The sequence below is a fragment of the Sphingopyxis sp. GW821-FHT12C06 genome (assembly GCF_058807415.1).
Genome location: NZ_JBXAQR010000006.1, coordinates 226,023 through 242,902 on the forward strand (window position 1 = coordinate 226,023; position 16,880 = coordinate 242,902).

The window sequence follows — 16,880 nt, forward strand, 5'->3', positions numbered from 1 at the left end:
ACCCGACTGACGCGCACGTCAAGCAGACTGGCCTATCCGCTTTTGGGATCGCGATAAGATGGTAGCGCCAGCGACCAGCGGATCGCCGCGCCGCGCAGGAGAAATCCGGCAGTCGCGCCGACTATCGCCGCGGCCGCCGTCCCGGCGCCGAGCCAGAGCAGCAGCAGGAACAGCGCCGACGCCAATGCAGCGGCAGTGACGTAGATTTCAGGCCGCACGATGATCGAGGGGACGCCCGCAAGGATGTCGCGGATCGTCCCGCCGACGCACCCGGTGATCACTCCCATCAACAGCGCGGGGGCGGGCGGGACGCCCCACGCCAAAGCCTTGGCCGTCCCGAACACGGCGTAGGCCGCGAGCCCGACCGCATCGGCCCATTCGAGCAATTGCCCCTGCCACCAGCGTTCGGGGGTCACCCAGACGATCAACGCGATCGCTAGACACGCCGCCGCGATAGCGCCGTCCTGCACCCAAAACACCGGCGCACCGATCAACAAATCGCGCACGCTGCCGCCGCCGACGCCTGTGACCAGCGCGAAGAAGGCGGCGGTCACCAATGTCTGACGGAGCCGCACCGCCATCAATGCACCCGACAGTGCGAACACGCTGATCCCCGCCAGATCGAGCAGGCGGATCAGCAGCGCATTGTCGACGTCAGGCATCGTCAGCGGCTATTTCGCGACGGGGCGGACGCCGCCGATGATGGACAGGACGATCGCCGACACTGCGTTGCGGATCGCGGGTTCAGGCTGCGGCGCAAAAAAGGGCGAATGATTGGTCGGCACGGGTTGGCCCTTTGCCTTCAGATCGGCAAGCGTCTTGGGGTCATAGCCCCCGATACCGAAGAAGAGCGACGGAACGCCCGCATCGACAAATTCGGAAAAATCCTCGCTCGCCGACATCGGGGCGACGCTCGCCGGCACGAACACCAGACCCTTGCCGAACACCGGCTTCAGCGCCGCCGCACCCGCTGCCGCCATGCTTTCGTCGTTCACCAGCGCACCCGTGCCGCCCAGATAGGTAATCGTCGGTTCCGGCGCATTGCCCATTTGCGCCGAGGCCTTCGCCGCGCGCGCGGTGCCGCTCTTGAGCAGTTCGCGCACCTCGGGGGCATGCGAGCGTAGATTGGCCTTCACCTCGGCGCTGTCTGGGATGATGTTGGGCGCACTGCCCGCGTTGATTGCACCGATCGTCAGCACCCCGAATGCCGCGGGATCCTTTTCGCGGCTGATCACCGTCTGAACATCGGTCACGAAACGCGCGGCGATGGGGATCGGATCAATCGTCGCCGCCGGCATCGAGCCATGACCGCCGCGTCCATGGAAAATGATCGAATAGCTGTCCGACGCCGCCGACGAGGCGCCCGCCTTGATCGCGACGGTGCCGACCGGCAAGTTTGAAACATGCGCAGCAAAACCGAAATCGGGGCGTGGAAAACGCGTCAGCAGCCCGTCGTCGAGCATCGCGCGTGCGCCCTTCAGCGTTTCCTCGGCAGGCTGGCCGATCAGAACGATCGTCCCTGACCAGCTATCGCGCATCGCCGTCAACGCTTGCGCGACGCCGATCAGATAAGTGACATGGGTATCGTGGCCGCAGGCATGCATCGCGGGCACATCCTTGCCCTCATAGGTTGCGCGCGCCTTGCTGGCATAAGGAAGCCCGGTCTTTTCCTCCATCGGCAACGCGTCCATGTCGGCGCGCACGAGGATCGTCGGCCCCTCGCCATTCTTCAGCACCGCGACGACGCCAGTCCCGCCAACCCTTTCGTTCACGGTAAAGCCGGCCTTGCGCAAATGCTGCGCAAGGATACCCGCGGTGCGAACCTCCTGCATCCCCAGTTCGGGATGCAGGTGCAGATCCTTGTAGATCGCGTCGAGCGCCGGATAATTTTTGTCGAGCAGCGCAGTCAGCCGCGCGTTTGCCGCCACGAGGTCCGGGGCGGCCTGCGCCGCCCCGCTTGAGAAAAATGTGACGAACGAAGCCGCCGCCAGGAGCCAGTGCTTCGTCGTCATATTTTTCTCCCCCGGCATTTTCGTCAGATGTGGATCGGCTTGCCCGTGACCGCCATCGCCGCTTCCTTGATTGCCTCGCTGTGCGTCGGATGCGCATGGCAGGTGTAGGCGATGTCTTCCGACGTTGCGCCAAATTCCATCGCCTGTGCGGCCTGCGCGATCATCGTGCCCGCGACGCTGGCGATGACCCAGACGCCGAGGACGCGATCGCTCTTGGCGTCGGCGATCACCTTCACGAAGCCATCGGGCTCATGATTGGTCTTGGCGCGGCTGTTCGCCATCATCGGGAATTTGCCGACCTTGACCTCACCGCGTTCCTTCGCCTGCTCTTCGGTCAGGCCGACGCCGGCAATTTCGGGCATCGTGTAGACGACCGACGGAATGACATCGTGATTCACGATGCCGGTCTGGCCCGCGATATTTTCGGCGCAGGCGATACCTTCGTCTTCAGCCTTGTGCGCGAGCATCGGGCCGGGAACGACGTCGCCGATTGCCCAGATGCCGGGAACCGAAGTGCGGAAATCATGATCGGTTTCGATCTGACCGCGCTGGTTGGTCGCAAGCCCCGCCTTGTCGAGCGCGAGGCCGTCGGTGTTCGGACGCCGCCCGATTGACACCAGCACGACGTCGGCTTCGAGCGTTTCCGCATCACCGCCGGCCGCAGGTTCGAGCGTCAGAACGGCTTTCTTGCCCTTGACCTCAGCCTTGGTGACCTTGGTCTTCAGCTTGAATTCGACACCCTGCTTCTTGAAGATCTTGTTCGCTTCCTTGCGGACGTCGCCGTCCATGCCGGGCAGAATCTGGTCGAGGAATTCGACGCAGGTGACCTTGGCACCAAGACGGCGCCACACGCTACCGAGTTCGAGCCCGATCACGCCGCCGCCGATGACGACCATATGTCCGGGAACCTTGGCGAGTTCGAGCGCGCCGGTTGAATCGACGATGATCTGCTTGTCATTGTCGACCTCGACGCCGGGAAGCGGAGTCACCGACGAGCCGGTTGCGATGATGATATTCTTCGCACGCACGGCCTTGCCCGCGACCTCGACCGTGTCATTGGAGGTGAACTTCGCATAGCCCTTCAGCCAATCGATCTTGTTCTTCTTGAACAGAAATTCGATTCCGCCGGTCAGGCCCTTGACCGCATCCTTGCGCTGGCCCTGCATGGTGGGCAGATCGAGTTCGGGCTTCACCTTGATGCCCATCGCCGCCATCGCGCCGTCGGCTGCCGCTTCATAATATTCCGACGCGTGGAGCATCGCTTTCGACGGGATGCAGCCGACGTTGAGGCAGGTACCGCCCAGCGTCTCGCGCCCTTCGGCGCAAGCGGTCTTGAGGCCCAGCTGCGCGGCGCGGATCGCCGCGACATAACCGCCGGGACCGGCACCGATGACAAGGACGTCGTAGTCGTAATCAGCCATTTTTCGTTCCTTTACCCCACGGGGGATTGGGGGAGAAATTCTTAGAGGTCGATGAGGAGGCGCGTCGGATCCTCGATCGCTTCCTTGATCGTCTTGAGGAAGGTCACCGCTTCGCGGCCGTCGATCAGGCGATGGTCATAGCTGAGTGCGATGTACATCATCGGGCGCGCAACAATCTGTCCGTCGCGGACGACCGGACGATCCTCGATGCGATGGAGACCAAGCACAGCCGACTGCGGCGGGTTGATGATCGGGGTCGACATCAGACCGCCGAAAACGCCTCCGTTGGAGATGGTGAAAGTGCCGCCGGTCATGTCGTCCATGGTCAGCGTGCCTTCCTTGGCGCGCTTGCCTAGGTCGGCGATGGCCTTTTCGATTTCGGCAAAGCTCATCGCATCGGCGTTGCGGACGATCGGGACGACCAGGCCGTTCGGCGCGCTGACCGCGACCGACACGTCCAGATAGTCGTGATAAACGATTTCATCGCCATCGATGCGCGCGTTGACCGCCGGAATATCATGCGCCGCGAGCGCCACCGCCTTGGTGAAGAAGCTCATGAAGCCCAGACGGACGCCATGCTTCTTTTCAAAGCTGTCGCGATATTTTTCGCGCGTCGCCATCACCGCCGACATGTCGACGTCGTTGAAAGTCGTCAGCATCGCCGCCGTATCCTGCGCCGCCTTCAACCGCTTGGCGATTGTCTGGCGCATACGCGTCATCTTGACGCGTTCCTCGCGGCGGCCCGGCGTACCGGCCGCAACCGGAGCAGCGGCGACAGGCGCGGGCGCCGGAGCGGCCACATCGGGTGCAGCGCTCGCAGCAGCGAGCACATCTTCCTTGGTCAGCCGGCCGTCCTTGCCGCTACCCTTGATCTTGGTCGGGTCGACGCCATGCTCGAGCACCAGGCGGCGTACCGCGGGCGAGAGCGTCGTGACGCCGTCACCATGCTCTTCGGCCGTTGCGGCAGGAGCCGGTGCAGCGGCTTCGGCCTTCGCGGCGGGAGTCGCGGCCTTGCCGGCGCCGGCCTCGATCACCGCGATCACCGCGCCGACATTGACGGTGTCGCCGACCGCCGCAACCTGCTGGCCCATCACGCCCGCAACCGGTGAGGGAACTTCAACCGCGACTTTGTCTGTCTCGAGGCTCGCGATCGGCTCATCGACGGCGACCGCATCGCCCGGCTGCTTCAGCCATTCGCCGATCGTCGCTTCGGTCACGCTTTCGCCCAGCGTAGGGACTTTGACTTCGGTGCTCATCGTTTCTTCTCTTCGTTGTTCCCCCGCGAAGGCGGGGGTCCATCATCTGACCCTGGGTGATGGGCCTCCGCCTTCGCGGAAACACACCGGTGTAAACAGTCCTACTTACTCTTGGCCCGGCGGATTTCCGCGCGGACGTTCAGGCCGAGCGCGTCGGCGACCAGCGCCGACTGTTCGGTCTGGTGCCGACTCATCAGGCCCGTCGCGGGCGAAGCCGCGGCGGCGCGGCCCGCATAACGCGGTCGCATGCCCTTCTTGCCCGCCTCGGTCAGCGCGTCCTCGATCAGCTCGTTGACGAAGAACCAGCTGCCATTGTTGCGCGGTTCTTCCTGCGCCCAGACAACCTCTTCCAGCTTCGGCATCCGCTTGAGGCGCACCGCGAGCGGGTCACCCGGGAAGGGATAGATTTGCTCGATGCGGATCACCGTCGTGTCGGTCAGTTCGGCAGCGTCGCGCGCTTCCATCAGATCATAACCGACCTTGCCCGAGCACAGGACAACGCGCTTGATATCGGCGTCGGCTGGCGGGGTGCGATCGGACATGATGCGACGGAAATGCGCATCGCCGATGAAGTCCGAGCGCTGCGACACCGCCAGCTTGTGGCGGAGCAGCGATTTGGGCGTCATTATGATCAGCGGCTTGCGGAACGAGCGCAGCATCTGGCGGCGCAGGACGTGGAAATAGTTCGACGGGGTCGAAATATTGCACACTTGGATATTGTCGCCCGCGCACAGTTGCAGGAAGCGTTCGAGACGCGCCGAGCTATGCTCGGGGCCCTGACCTTCATAACCGTGCGGCAACAGCATCACGAGGCCATTGGCGCGCAGCCACTTGGCTTCACCTGACGCAATGAACTGGTCGATCATGATCTGCGCACCATTGGCGAAATCGCCAAACTGCGCTTCCCAGAGCACGAGGCTCTTCGGATCGGCCATGGCATAGCCATATTCGAAACCGAGCACGCCATATTCGGACAAGGGGCTGTCGAGCACCTCAAACCGGCCGTGCGGCACGGTGGTCAGCGGCACATATTTGCGCTCATCCTTCTGGTCGACCCAGACGGCGTGACGCTGGCTGAAGGTGCCGCGACCCGAATCCTGACCCGACAGGCGGACCTGATAGCCTTCGCTGAGCAAGGTGCCAAAGGCAAGCTGCTCGGCGGTCGACCAGTCGAACACTTCCTTGTCGCTCTTGTCGGCGAACATCGCACCGCGCGCGTCGATGACGCGGCGCAGCGTCTTGTGCACCTCCAGATCGTCCGGAATCGTCGTCATCGTGCGGCCGATCGAATCGAACAATTTGTCGCTGACCCCGGTCGGGATATTGCGGCGCGCATTTTCGGGGTCGGCGGGGGCATGGAGCCCCGACCAGCGCCCGGCGAACCAGTCGGCCTTGTTCGGCTTATAGCTTTTCGCGGCCTCGAAATCGTCTTCGAGCCGGGCGACGAATTCGGCGCGGCGGGCATCGGCCCAGCTCGCGTCGATCACGCCTTCGCCTTCCAGCTTGGCCGCGCACAGTTGCGACACCGGCGGATGCTGGCGGATGATGCCGTACATCAAAGGCTGGGTGAACGAAGGCTCGTCGCCTTCATTGTGGCCGAAGCGGCGATAGCACCACATGTCGATCACGACATCGCGCTTGAACTGCTGACGAAAATCGATCGCCAGCTTGCACGCGAAGGTCACCGCTTCGGGATCGTCGCCGTTGACGTGGAGGATCGGCGCCATCACGCCCTTCGCCACATCGGACGGATAGGGCGACGAGCGCGCATATTGCGGGCTGGTCGTGAAACCGATCTGGTTGTTGACGATAAAGTGGAGGCAGCCGCCGGTGTTGTAACCGCGGATGCCCGAGAAGCCGAGGCATTCCCAAACGATCCCCTGCCCCGCAAACGCCGCGTCGCCGTGGATCAGCACGGGCAGCACCTGCTCATGCTTGGCCAGATCGTCGCGGACCACCTGCTGCGCGCGCACCTTGCCGAGCACGACCGGATCGGCCGCTTCGAGGTGCGACGGGTTGGGGACCAGCGACATATGCACCGACGCCCCGCCAAATTCGCGGTCGGTCGAGGTGCCAAGATGATATTTGACGTCGCCCGAACCGCCGATGTCGTCGGGGTTCGCCGATCCGCCGGCGAATTCATGGAAGATCACTTGATACGGCTTCGCCATGACGTTCGCGAGCATGTTGAGCCGTCCGCGATGCGCCATGCCATAGACGATCTCTCGCACGCCATATTGGGCGCCATATTTGATGATCGCTTCCATCGCGGGGATCATGCTTTCGCCGCCGTCGAGGCCGAAACGCTTGGTCCCGACATATTTGCGCGCGAGGAATTTTTCCCACTCTTCGGCCTGGATCACCTTGCTCAGGATGGCGCGTTTGCCCTCGACCGAGAATTCGATGATCTTGTCAGCGCCTTCCATCCGTTCCTGCAGGAACTGACGCTCTTCGATGTCGGCGATATGCATATATTCGAGGCCGACATTGCCGCAGTAATTGGCGCGCAGGATCGCGACGATTTCGCGAATCGTCGCCTTTTCGAGGCCCAGCGCGCCGCCGATGAACACCGGGCGGTCCTGGTCGGCGCCGACGAAGCCGTGGAATTCGGGCGTGAGGTCCGCAGGCAATTCGCGCGTGCTGAGCCCGAGCGGATCAAGATTAGCTGCGAGATGGCCGCGCACACGATAGGTGCGGATCAGCATCATCGCGCGGATGGAATCGTCGGCGGCGCGTTCGACTTCGGCGCTCGACAGCGCGGCACCCGCCTTGGCCGCAGCGGCCTTGACCGCGACCTGCATCTGCTGCGGGTCGAGCGCGGCGGTCAGGTCGTCGCTGTCGATCTGCGGCCAGTTTTTCGGCGCCCAGCTGGGGCCGGCCTGCGGTTCGTCGATGTCAAAGCTCTGTCGTTCGAGGTTCATAATCTCTTCCATTCTCTCAAGAGAAATGGCTTCCGGGGGAGGATGATTGGGGAAGGAACGCCCGCCGGCAAAATGCGTTGCCGGCGGGCAGTCCCTCAGACGCGTTCCTTCAGCACTTCGGCGAGCGTGGTGCCGAGTTCCGACGGGCTGGCCGACACGGTGATGCCGGCAGCTTCCATCGCCGCAATTTTGCTTCCGGCGTCGCCCTTGCCGCCCGACACGATCGCACCGGCGTGACCCATGCGGCGTCCCGGAGGAGCGGTCAGACCGGCGATGAAGCCGACCATCGGCTTTTTGCGGCCGCGCTTGGCTTCGTCGATCAGGAATTGCGCGGCTTGTTCTTCAGCGTCGCCGCCGATTTCGCCGATCATGATGATCGACTTGGTCGCGTCATCAGCAAGGAACAGTTCGAGCATGTCGATGAAGTTGGTGCCGTTGACCGGATCGCCGCCGATGCCGACTGCGGTCGTCTGACCCAGGCCGACGTTCGAGGTCTGGAACACCGCTTCATAGGTGAGCGTGCCCGAGCGCGAGACGACGCCGACGCTGCCCTTTTTGAAGATGCTGCCGGGCATGATGCCGATCTTGCATTCTTCGGGGGTCAGAACACCGGGACAGTTGGGGCCAATGAGGCGTGATTTCGAACCCGAAAGCGCGCGCTTCACCTTGACCATGTCGAGCACCGGAATGCCTTCGGTGATGCAGACGATCAGTTCCATCTCGGCGTCGATTGCCTCAAGGATCGAGTCGGCAGCGAACGGCGGCGGAACATAGATGCAGCTCGCGGTCGCGCCGGTGACGGCCTTCGCTTCGGCGACGGTGTTGAAGTTCGGCAGGCCGATATGGGTCGTGCCGCCCTTGCCCGGGGTCACGCCGCCGACCATCTTCGTGCCATAGGCCAGCGCCTGTTCGGTGTGGAAGGTGCCGGTCGCACCCGTCATCCCCTGGGTGATGACCTTGGTATTCTTGTCGATCAGGATGGACATATTCAAATCTCCTAGGGGAGGGTCAGGAAGCTCTTTGGCTCGAACCTGACACGCTAATACGGGATTGCAACCCGTCCGGCATGACGCCGGACGGGTTGGTGTCATCAAGCGAGGCTGGGATCCAGCGCCTTGCAAGCATCGAGCAGTTCCTTGACCGCATCGACCGAAACCTGAAGGCCGGCCTTGTCTTCGTCATCGAGTGCGATCTCAACGATCTTCTCGACGCCGCCGGCGCCGATCAGCACCGGAACGCCAACATAGAGGCCGTCGAGGCCGTACTGGCCGTCAACATAGGCAGCGCAGGGCAGGATGCGCTTCTGGTCGCCAAGATAAGCTTCGGCCATCGCGATGCCCGAAGCAGCCGGAGCGTAGAAAGCCGAACCAGTGCCAAGCAGCGCGACGATTTCGCCGCCGCCGCCGCGGGTACGCTTGACGATCGCATCGATCTTTTCCTGGCTCGACAGGCCCATTTTGACGAGATCGGGAACGGGGATGCCGTTGACCGTCGAATAGCGCGTGACGGGAACCATCGTGTCGCCATGACCGCCGAGGACGAAGGTGTTCACATCCTTGACCGACACGTCGAACTCGTCGGCGATGAAGTGGCTGAAGCGCGCCGAATCGAGCACGCCGGCCATGCCGACGACCTTGTTGTGCGGCAGGCCCGAGAACTCGCGCAGCGCCCACACCATCGCATCGAGCGGGTTGGTGATGCAGATGACGAAGGCGTCGGGGGCGTTGGCCTTGATGCCTTCGCCGACGGCCTTCATGACTTTCAGGTTGATGCCGAGCAGATCGTCGCGGCTCATCCCCGGCTTGCGGGCGACGCCAGCGGTAACGATGATGACGTCGGCGCCGGCGATGTCGGCATAGTCGTTGGTGCCGGTGATCTTGGCGTCAAAGCCCTGGACCGGAGCGACCTGCGACAGATCGAGCGCCTTGCCCTGCGGCACGCCTTCGACCACGTCGAACAGAACGACGTCGCCGAGTTCCTTCTGCGCGGCAAGGAGCGCCAACGTCCCGCCGATGTTCCCGGCTCCGATCAAAGCGATTTTCTTGCGTCCCATAGCGCGCGGCACTCCCTTCCTGGCAAGCCCGGCAATGCGTCACAGATCGACGGAGGCACGGGCTTAAACCCCTTGTCGATCCCACTGATGGGGTCGCCCCTACGCCGATTCCCTTAAGGAAACAACTACGAAAAGGCCGAAAAACTCCCTATTTTTGCTAATAGTTCGCAATAACTATAAGGCAAGCTAGCGAAACTCACAGATGGGCGCTGCAACCACCTTCGGCAAGAGCGGGGAACTGCAATCGTATCTCCATGAGGGTTAACCCGCTCTTATCCCACGCCGGCTAGACTGGCAGGAATGACGCGCGCAATCATCAGTTTCGACACCGAATTGTCGGCGGGCCTGTATCAACGGGGCGCCGACGCGCGCGCCAATTTCGAGAGCTCGATTCTCGGCCGCTGCCGCGATGGCGACTATGGCATCCACTTCCAGATGGACATGCTTGAACGCTTTGGGCTGAACGGCGTGTTCTTTGTCGATCCCATGCCCGCGCTGGTTTATGGCCCCGCTGTCGTCGATATGATCGTTCAGCCAATCGTCGCCCGCGGGCATGAAGTGCAATTGCATATCCACACCGAATGGCTGGCCTTCGCGCGCTTCAACCCAGCGGGCCGGCTGACCGGGCGCAACATCGGCGACTTTCCGCTGCCCAAACAGAAGAAGCTGATCGCGCTCGCCCGCGACATTTTGGTCGGGGCCGGTGCGCCGATGCCGACGGCGTTTCGCGCCGGAAACTTCGGCGCCAATGACGATACGTTGAGCGCGCTAGCCGCGCTCGGCTTTCGCTTCGACAGCAGCTTCAACGGCGCGTATCGCAGCCACGGCTGCGCCATCTCGCTCGACCCCGGCGATGTCGGCATGCGCCACCATCTTGGTGTGTGCGAAGTGCCGGTCAGCGGCCTGATGGAACGCTCCGACCGCTTCCGTCCGGCACAGCTTTGCGCGATGTCCGAGGAAGAAATGCGCGACGCGCTCGACCATAGCGCAGCCAGCGGCGCGATCCAGTTTTCGGCCTTCAGCCACAGTTTCGAGCTGCTCAGCCGCGACCGCGAAGTGCCGAACCACCTCGCCATCGCGCGAATGGAGGCGCTGTGCCGCGCCGTCGCCAACGATCCGCGCATCGACAGCGGTGGCTTTGCTACCCTGCCCGCTCCGCCCGCGCGGCCGGTCCGAATCGCGGTTGCCGCGCCGCGGCCGCTACGCACGCTGCGCCGCACGATCGAACAGGGGATCGGCCATCTGGCACATGAGGTGCGTTACGTCCGCGACCTCATCGCCGTGACGGTTCATTCATCGCGCTGGGGCAAGATCGCCAGCGGCGTCCTGCTGGTCGTGGCTTAGGCCGCAGGCATCCCGTCGGCGGGTCCATGGCCCAGCGCCAGGTAATCGTCGGACTGCATTTCGGCGAGGCGACTCGCGGTCCGCTCAAACTCGAAAGCCCCGTCGCCCGCGACATATAGCGCATCGGGCATCGCCGCCGCGCTCGCGAGCAGCTTGACCCGATATTCGTAAAGCGCGTCGATCAGCGTGACGAAGCGCGCCGCCTCGTTGCGATTGTCGGGGCCCATTTTCGGGATGCCGACGATGATGACGGCATGGAATTGCCGGGCGATCGCCAGATAGTCCGACGCCCCGCGCGCCTCGGCACACAGCCGCTTGAACGAAAAGACCGCGACGCCCTTCAGCGCCTTGGGAACATGCAGCATACGCCCGCCGCCGACGTCGAGCTCGAGCGTCGGGACATGCGCGCGATCCTCGGGTGGATAGTCGGTCAGGCGAAAGAAGGCGGCCGACAGCGCCGCGCTCGCCACATCGTCGGCGGGCACGAACCAGCGCGCGCCGTCGCCGAGTCGGTCGCGGCGATAATCGGTCGGACCATTGAGCCCCATCACGTCGAGCTTTTGTTCGACCAGCGCGATGAAAGGCAGGAAATGCTCGCGGTTGAGCCCGTCCTTGTAGAGATCCTTGGGCGGACGGTTCGAGGTCGCGACGACGGTCACCCCGCGCTCGATCAGCGCGGTGAACAGGCGCGACAATATCATCGCATCGGCGCTGTTGTTGACCACCATTTCATCAAAGGCGAGGCAGCGAACGTCCGCAACCAGCGCGTCGGCAACCAGCGGAATCGGATCGCCGCTCTCGCTTTTGCGTACCTCGCGCATCCGCGCGTGAACGTCGAGCATGAAGGCGTGGAAATGAACGCGCCGTTTGCGCTGGATGCGCAGCGCATCGTAAAACAGGTCCATCAGCATCGACTTGCCGCGCCCGACCGCGCCCCAAAGATAGACGCCGCGCGGCGCCTCTGGCTTGCGGCCAGTCAGACGCCAGAGCAGGCTGCCACGCGGCGGCGCCGCTTCCAGCTCTTGTTGCAGACGGTTCAGCCGCTCGGCGGCGGCGCGTTGCTCGGGGTCGGGGCGCAGTTCACCGCCAGCGACCAATGCGTCATAGGCCGAAAGCACCGACATCAGCCGCGGTCCTTGCTCGCCTTGCGAATCGTACCGGCAAAACTCAGCACAATATGCTCATCGCCTTCGCCTTGGACAACGAGGCCGCGCAAGAAGATCAGTCGCCCGGTTTCGCGCACCAATTCGACCACGGCATCGAGCGGCTCACCTATACGCCCCGCACCGACAAATTGGGTCGACAGATCGAGCGTCACCGAATGGCCGGCGTTGAGCGAGCCGAATTGATGCGACGCCGCGAACAGCGCGATGTCGACGAGCGCCAGCGTCACCGCGCCATGGACATTGTCGCCCAGATTGCTGTGCTTGCGCTCGGGAAGCATCCGCACCCGCGCGCACGGCCGGCCGTCGGGGGTCGGCGACTCGGCACGCACCGACAGCGGTTCGATGAAGCTGTTGAAGCGGCTCGGATCCTTCAGGTTCCAGCTGAGCCAACCGCCTTCCAGCGCCTCGGCGCTGAAATGGTCCGCGCGGCGTGGTTCCTCGATCCCGTCGTTCACACCTGCCGCTCGGCCACCAGTTTCTTGACCTCGGCGATTGCGCGCGCGGGGTTAAGACCCTTGGGGCACGCGTTGGCGCAGTTCATGATCGTGTGACAGCGATAGAGGCGGAAAGGATCTTCGAGCTCATCGAGGCGCTCACCGGTCATTTCGTCACGGCTGTCGGCAAGCCAGCGATAAGCCTGAAGCAGGATCGCGGGGCCGAGGAATTTGTCGCTATTCCACCAGTAGCTGGGGCAGCTGGTCGAGCAGCAGGCGCACAGGATGCACTCGTACAGCCCGTCGAGCTTTTCGCGTTCGGCGGGCGACTGCAGCCGCTCCTTGCCGCTCGGCGTCGTCGTCTTGGTCTTCAGCCAGGGCTCGATCGAGCTATATTGCGCGTAGAAATGGGTGAAATCGGGGACCAGATCCTTGATGACATCCATCGCGGGCAGCGGAGTGATCGTGATGTCGCCCTTCAGGTCCTCGATCGCGGTGGTGCAGGCGAGGCCGTTCTTGCCGTTCATGTTCATCGAACAGCTGCCGCAAATGCCCTCACGGCACGAACGGCGGAAAGTCAGCGAGCTGTCCTGCTCGCTCTTCATCTTGATCAGCGCATCGAGCACCATCGGGCCGCATTTTTCGGTGTCGATCTCGAACGTGTCGAAGCGGGGGTTCTGGCCGCTGTCAGGGTCGTAGCGATAGACTTTGAATTTCTTGACCGCAGCCGCGCCCTCCGCCTTGTGGACTTTTCCGCTCTTTTGCGGACGGCTGTTCTTGGGCAGGCGAAATTCGGCCATATGAAGGGCTCCCTGATGCAATTGCGGGTCGGACTAGACCCGATTAACCGCAACGACAAGGGGGGGAAGGACGCAAAAGCGCGAAAGCTGCTGGCGGGCCCGCAGGCAAGCCGCTAGGTGCGCAGAGAATGAGCGAAGACGCCGCCGCCCAACCCGCCGTAACGAGCCGCAGTGTCGCACGCGGACTGGGCACCACCGTGCTCGCCCGGCTGGGCGCGGTGGTCGAGATCGTCGCGCAGCCGCTGTATGTGCTGATGTTCGGGCTCGCAGGTTACGGCCTCTATGCCGTGCTCTGGGCGACGATCAACCTGCTCGAGAATATCTTCGACACCGGCATGACCAGCGCGATGCAGCGCACCGTGCCGCAATCGGCGAGCGATGCCGAGGCCGCGGCTGCGCTACGCACCGCGATGATATTCGGCGTCGGCCCGTGCATTCTCGTCGCTGCGCTGATCGCGATCTTCGCCGCCGACCTAGCGCCCTTGTTCAACGTCGCCGACAAGGATGTCCCACTCGTCGCGCCCGCAATCCGGCTGTTCGTCTGGGCGCTTCCGCTGTGGGCCTTTGTCGAGATCGCGACCTCGGCGATGCGCGCGCGGATGGTGTTCGGCGCCGAAATCCGCCTGCGCATCGTCTGGGAACAGATTTTGCGGCTGGTGTTCGCGGGACTGTTCTTCGCCGGCGGCTGGGGGCTGAAGGGCCTGTTCATCGCGCATATCTGCTCGCTGGGCGTTACCGCGATCCTCAGCCTTCGCCTGCTCGCGCGCTATTACAGCTTTGCCGACCTGTGGCGCGGACCGTGGATGACCGTGACCGCGCGCAGCACCTTCTGGGCCGGGCTGTCGATGCTGCCCTCGAACATCATCGGGCGCCTGTTCGGCGATGCGCCCGCGCTGATCCTCAACCTGCTGCTCCCCGGCGCAGCGGGCGCGGCGGCAGCGGGCCTGTTCACGATCGCGCGCAAGCTGTCGAGCGTCGTCCAACTCGTCCGTATCGCCTTCGTCTATGTGATGGCGCCGCTCGCCGCGAGCGCCGAGCGCTCCGACCGCGCGCAGGTTGCCGACATTTACGCCTATGCGACGCGGCTGATCTTCGCGATCGCGCTGCCGCTCGCCGCGGTGCTCGCGGCGGGCAGCTCGTCGCTGCTGAGCCTGTTCGGTCATCAGGCGCATATCGCGCAGGCCGCGCTCGTCATCCTGCTCTTCGCCCGCGCGGTCGAAGCGGTCTTCGGCATCTCTCTGCCCGTATTGCAGGTCGTAGCCGCCTTCCGCGACCAGTTGACCGCGAGCATCGTCGGGGTGATCGCCGCGATCGGCACCGGCTGGCTGGTCGTCGGTCATATGGGCGCATTGACCGGAGTCACGCTCGCCATGTCGATCGGGCTGGTGGTGATGGCGGGCATCCCGATGCTGCAGCTCGCGATCAACGAGAAGCTTCATCCTTTCGACCATCAATTCCCGCGCGTCGCGCTGCGCGGGATCGGTATCACCTTGGTCGCGGGGATTGCAGCCCTGCTCGCCGGGCGCCTGCCCGATGCGATAGCGCTGCCACTGATCGCCGTGATCGCCGCTGGCGGAATATGGGCGTCGATGCGCTTTGCCTTGCCACTCGCCGACCGCGCCTCGCTCGGCAAGACCGGCCGGACGCTGCGACTTAGCTAGCCCGGCGCGCCGCGAGAATCTGTTCGATCAGGATGATGTCGACGGGCTTGTCGGCATCGATGCATGCCTCGCCCTCGGACATCGGCACGACCTTCGCCTTCAGCCCGAAACGCAGCCCGGCGCGCGCGACGCCCTGCTGGATGGTAAAAAACCTTAGCAAGGCGCCGATGAGCAGCCACGGCCCGAAGGCGGCGACGATCTTCAACCCCTTTTTGCGATCGCGCTCGATCCGCCCCCAGAAGTCGAGCAGGGGCAGCACGCGGCGCCCGTTGAGGCGAAACATATTCGCCCCCGACCACCAGCCGCCGCGAAATTTCAACCAGGTCCGCTGCGACTGCGGATAGCGCGCGAGCAGCACGTCGCGCTCGACCATCGCCACCGCGACGTCGCTGTCCTCGGCGCCCGCCAGAAATTCGGCGATCATCGAAGGTGTCAGCAGTACATTGTCGGCGGTCGTCACCAGCAGCGGATCGTCACCCGGCGGCAACGCGGCGGCGAGCGAGGCACTGATCCCCTGCCCCGAATCCTGAAAGAGGATGTCGCCGGAGAGGTCGGCCAACACCGGTTCGGCAGCGAGCGCAGCGCTGTTCTGCGCCAATATCGTGATTGTTCCGACCAGCGGCGACGCGGCGAGCGCGCGCAGGACATGGACGAGCATCGCGTCGCCCGCGATCGGAAGCAGCGCCTTGGTCGAAACGCCGCTACCATCGAGCAGCGGATCAGGACCCGGGCGACTTCCCGCGAGGACGATAGCGGGGATGGGAGCGGGGATGGGAGCGGTCATTTCGCGGTCAACTCGCCAGCGGGTGCAATGCGGCGGCCGGTCACGCCGCGCAGGAAATCGCTCGCCTCGTCAAGCACCGGCCCCTTGCCGCGAAACGGCTGCGCCAGCGCCATCACGATACCGGTATGCCCCATGCCGGCATAGATACGCAGCAACGCCGACCCGCCCGCCTTTTCGATTGCTGCGGCCAGATTCTGACTGTTGCGCGGCCGTACCACATCATCCTCGTCGCCGTGCGCAAGCCACATCGGCGGCGCGTCGCCGCGCGCGAAGGCGATCGGCTGGGTCTGTTCGAGCGGCTTCACCTTGCCCATCGCTTTCTCGGCGCGGCCACCTTTTTCGAGCGGCAGGAAATCATAGGGACCGGCCATGCCCGCGACGCCGCGGATCACCTTAGGGTCGCTGCCCGCAGCGCGCAGCCATTGCGGGTCGAGCGCCAGCATCGCGGCATTATAGGCGCCCGCCGAATGGCCCATCAGCGCGATTCGGTCGGGATCGCCGCCCAATGTACCGATATATTCGTGCACCCACGCGACCGCCGCCGCGCTGTCCTGCAGGAAATCGGGCCAATGCGCCTTGGGCACCAACCGATAGTCGGGGATGACGACGACAAAGCCCTGGCTCGCCAGCGCGCGGCCGACAAAGCCATAGCTCTCGCGGTCGCCGCTGTCCCAGCCGCCGCCATAGAAGAAAACGACAACCGGCAGGCGGTCGCCATCCTTCGCGCCTTCGGGCACCCAGATATCGAGCAACTGACGCGGCCCGCGCCCGTAAAGCTGCCCCGCGAGCAACTGGCGCGCGCCATCGCCCTGCCCGAGGAGGCGGTCGGCCATGTTGAGCGACTTCGCGCCGCCCGCAACGACCAGCTTCGCCCCGCCACCGAACAGCAGGATGAGCAGCGCCACCACGATGATGAATTTGATCAACCGCCGCCCCTTTGGTTTCGGCACCGCCGCAAAGCGCGCGTCCTACAGGGCGGCGCGGCGACGAACAAGCGGCGAGGACCATGGCTCCACTTTTCGTCACCC

14 protein-coding genes are annotated in these 16,880 nt (G+C 64.1%); 2 read left to right on the forward strand and 12 right to left on the reverse strand.

Annotation, left to right across the window (positions count from 1 at the left end; translation table 11 throughout):
* Positions 1-32: 32 nt before the first annotated feature.
* From AC1RRJ_RS18600 to mdh, 7 genes are all read right to left on the reverse strand, one after another.
* The gene (locus tag AC1RRJ_RS18600) at positions 33-662 is read right to left on the reverse strand and encodes a trimeric intracellular cation channel family protein (RefSeq protein WP_493125426.1); all 630 of its coding nucleotides are present in this window, start codon (positions 660-662) and stop codon (positions 33-35) included.
* Positions 663-671: 9 nt separating this feature from the next.
* Entirely contained in the window at positions 672-2,012 is a 1,341-nt protein-coding gene (locus AC1RRJ_RS18605; RefSeq protein WP_493125428.1) for an amidohydrolase, read from the reverse strand.
* A 23-nt stretch (positions 2,013-2,035) separates the two neighbouring features.
* Positions 2,036-3,433, reverse strand: coding sequence for a dihydrolipoyl dehydrogenase (gene lpdA / locus AC1RRJ_RS18610; protein ID WP_493125430.1), 1,398 nt, complete (start codon positions 3,431-3,433; stop codon positions 2,036-2,038).
* A gap of 41 nt (positions 3,434-3,474) precedes the next feature.
* Positions 3,475-4,689, reverse strand: coding sequence for a 2-oxoglutarate dehydrogenase complex dihydrolipoyllysine-residue succinyltransferase (gene odhB, locus AC1RRJ_RS18615; RefSeq protein WP_493125432.1), 1,215 nt, complete (start codon positions 4,687-4,689; stop codon positions 3,475-3,477).
* A gap of 101 nt (positions 4,690-4,790) precedes the next feature.
* Positions 4,791-7,610 (reverse strand): 2-oxoglutarate dehydrogenase E1 component, encoded by a 2,820-nt coding sequence (locus tag AC1RRJ_RS18620; protein ID WP_493125434.1) that lies wholly within the window; start codon positions 7,608-7,610, stop codon positions 4,791-4,793.
* Between the two features lie 95 nt (positions 7,611-7,705).
* On the reverse strand, positions 7,706-8,596 hold the full coding sequence (sucD, locus tag AC1RRJ_RS18625) for a succinate--CoA ligase subunit alpha (protein ID WP_493125436.1): 891 nt from the start codon (positions 8,594-8,596) through the stop codon (positions 7,706-7,708).
* Positions 8,597-8,700: 104 nt separating this feature from the next.
* Positions 8,701-9,663 (reverse strand): malate dehydrogenase, encoded by a 963-nt coding sequence (mdh, locus tag AC1RRJ_RS18630; protein WP_088472507.1) that lies wholly within the window; start codon positions 9,661-9,663, stop codon positions 8,701-8,703.
* A 300-nt stretch (positions 9,664-9,963) separates the two neighbouring features.
* On the opposite strand from mdh, the gene AC1RRJ_RS18635 reads away from it, so the two are divergent.
* The gene (locus AC1RRJ_RS18635) at positions 9,964-11,007 is read left to right on the forward strand and encodes a polysaccharide deacetylase family protein (RefSeq protein WP_493125438.1); all 1,044 of its coding nucleotides are present in this window, start codon (positions 9,964-9,966) and stop codon (positions 11,005-11,007) included.
* On the opposite strand, the gene zapE is transcribed toward AC1RRJ_RS18635, so the two are convergent.
* Genes zapE through AC1RRJ_RS18650 form a run of 3 tightly spaced genes read right to left on the reverse strand, consistent with a single transcriptional unit; the run spans position 11,004 to position 13,407 of the window.
* A complete protein-coding gene (zapE, locus tag AC1RRJ_RS18640) occupies positions 11,004-12,131 on the reverse strand; it encodes a cell division protein ZapE (RefSeq protein WP_493125440.1) in 1,128 nt (375 codons plus the stop codon). The two genes, AC1RRJ_RS18635 and zapE, sit on opposite strands and share 4 nt — an antisense overlap.
* Positions 12,131-12,628, reverse strand: coding sequence for a PaaI family thioesterase (locus AC1RRJ_RS18645; RefSeq protein ID WP_493125442.1), 498 nt, complete (start codon positions 12,626-12,628; stop codon positions 12,131-12,133). Before AC1RRJ_RS18645 ends, zapE begins: the two co-directional genes overlap by 1 nt.
* Positions 12,625-13,407 carry a succinate dehydrogenase iron-sulfur subunit gene (locus AC1RRJ_RS18650; RefSeq protein ID WP_493125444.1) on the reverse strand — a complete coding sequence of 261 codons (783 nt, stop codon included), beginning with the start codon at positions 13,405-13,407 and terminating at the stop codon, positions 12,625-12,627. The genes AC1RRJ_RS18645 and AC1RRJ_RS18650 overlap by 4 nt, the downstream gene beginning before the upstream one ends.
* 128 nt (positions 13,408-13,535) lie before the next feature.
* Between AC1RRJ_RS18650 and AC1RRJ_RS18655 the strand changes: the two genes are divergently transcribed.
* Positions 13,536-15,068, forward strand: coding sequence for a lipopolysaccharide biosynthesis protein (locus AC1RRJ_RS18655; protein ID WP_493125446.1), 1,533 nt, complete (start codon positions 13,536-13,538; stop codon positions 15,066-15,068).
* Here AC1RRJ_RS18655 and AC1RRJ_RS18660 read toward each other — a convergent pair.
* Entirely contained in the window at positions 15,061-15,852 is a 792-nt protein-coding gene (locus AC1RRJ_RS18660; protein ID WP_493125448.1) for a nucleotidyltransferase family protein, read from the reverse strand. The two genes, AC1RRJ_RS18655 and AC1RRJ_RS18660, sit on opposite strands and share 8 nt — an antisense overlap.
* On the reverse strand, positions 15,849-16,778 hold the full coding sequence (locus tag AC1RRJ_RS18665) for an alpha/beta hydrolase (protein ID WP_493125450.1): 930 nt from the start codon (positions 16,776-16,778) through the stop codon (positions 15,849-15,851). The genes AC1RRJ_RS18660 and AC1RRJ_RS18665 overlap by 4 nt, the downstream gene beginning before the upstream one ends.
* Positions 16,779-16,880: the final 102 nt, after the last annotated feature.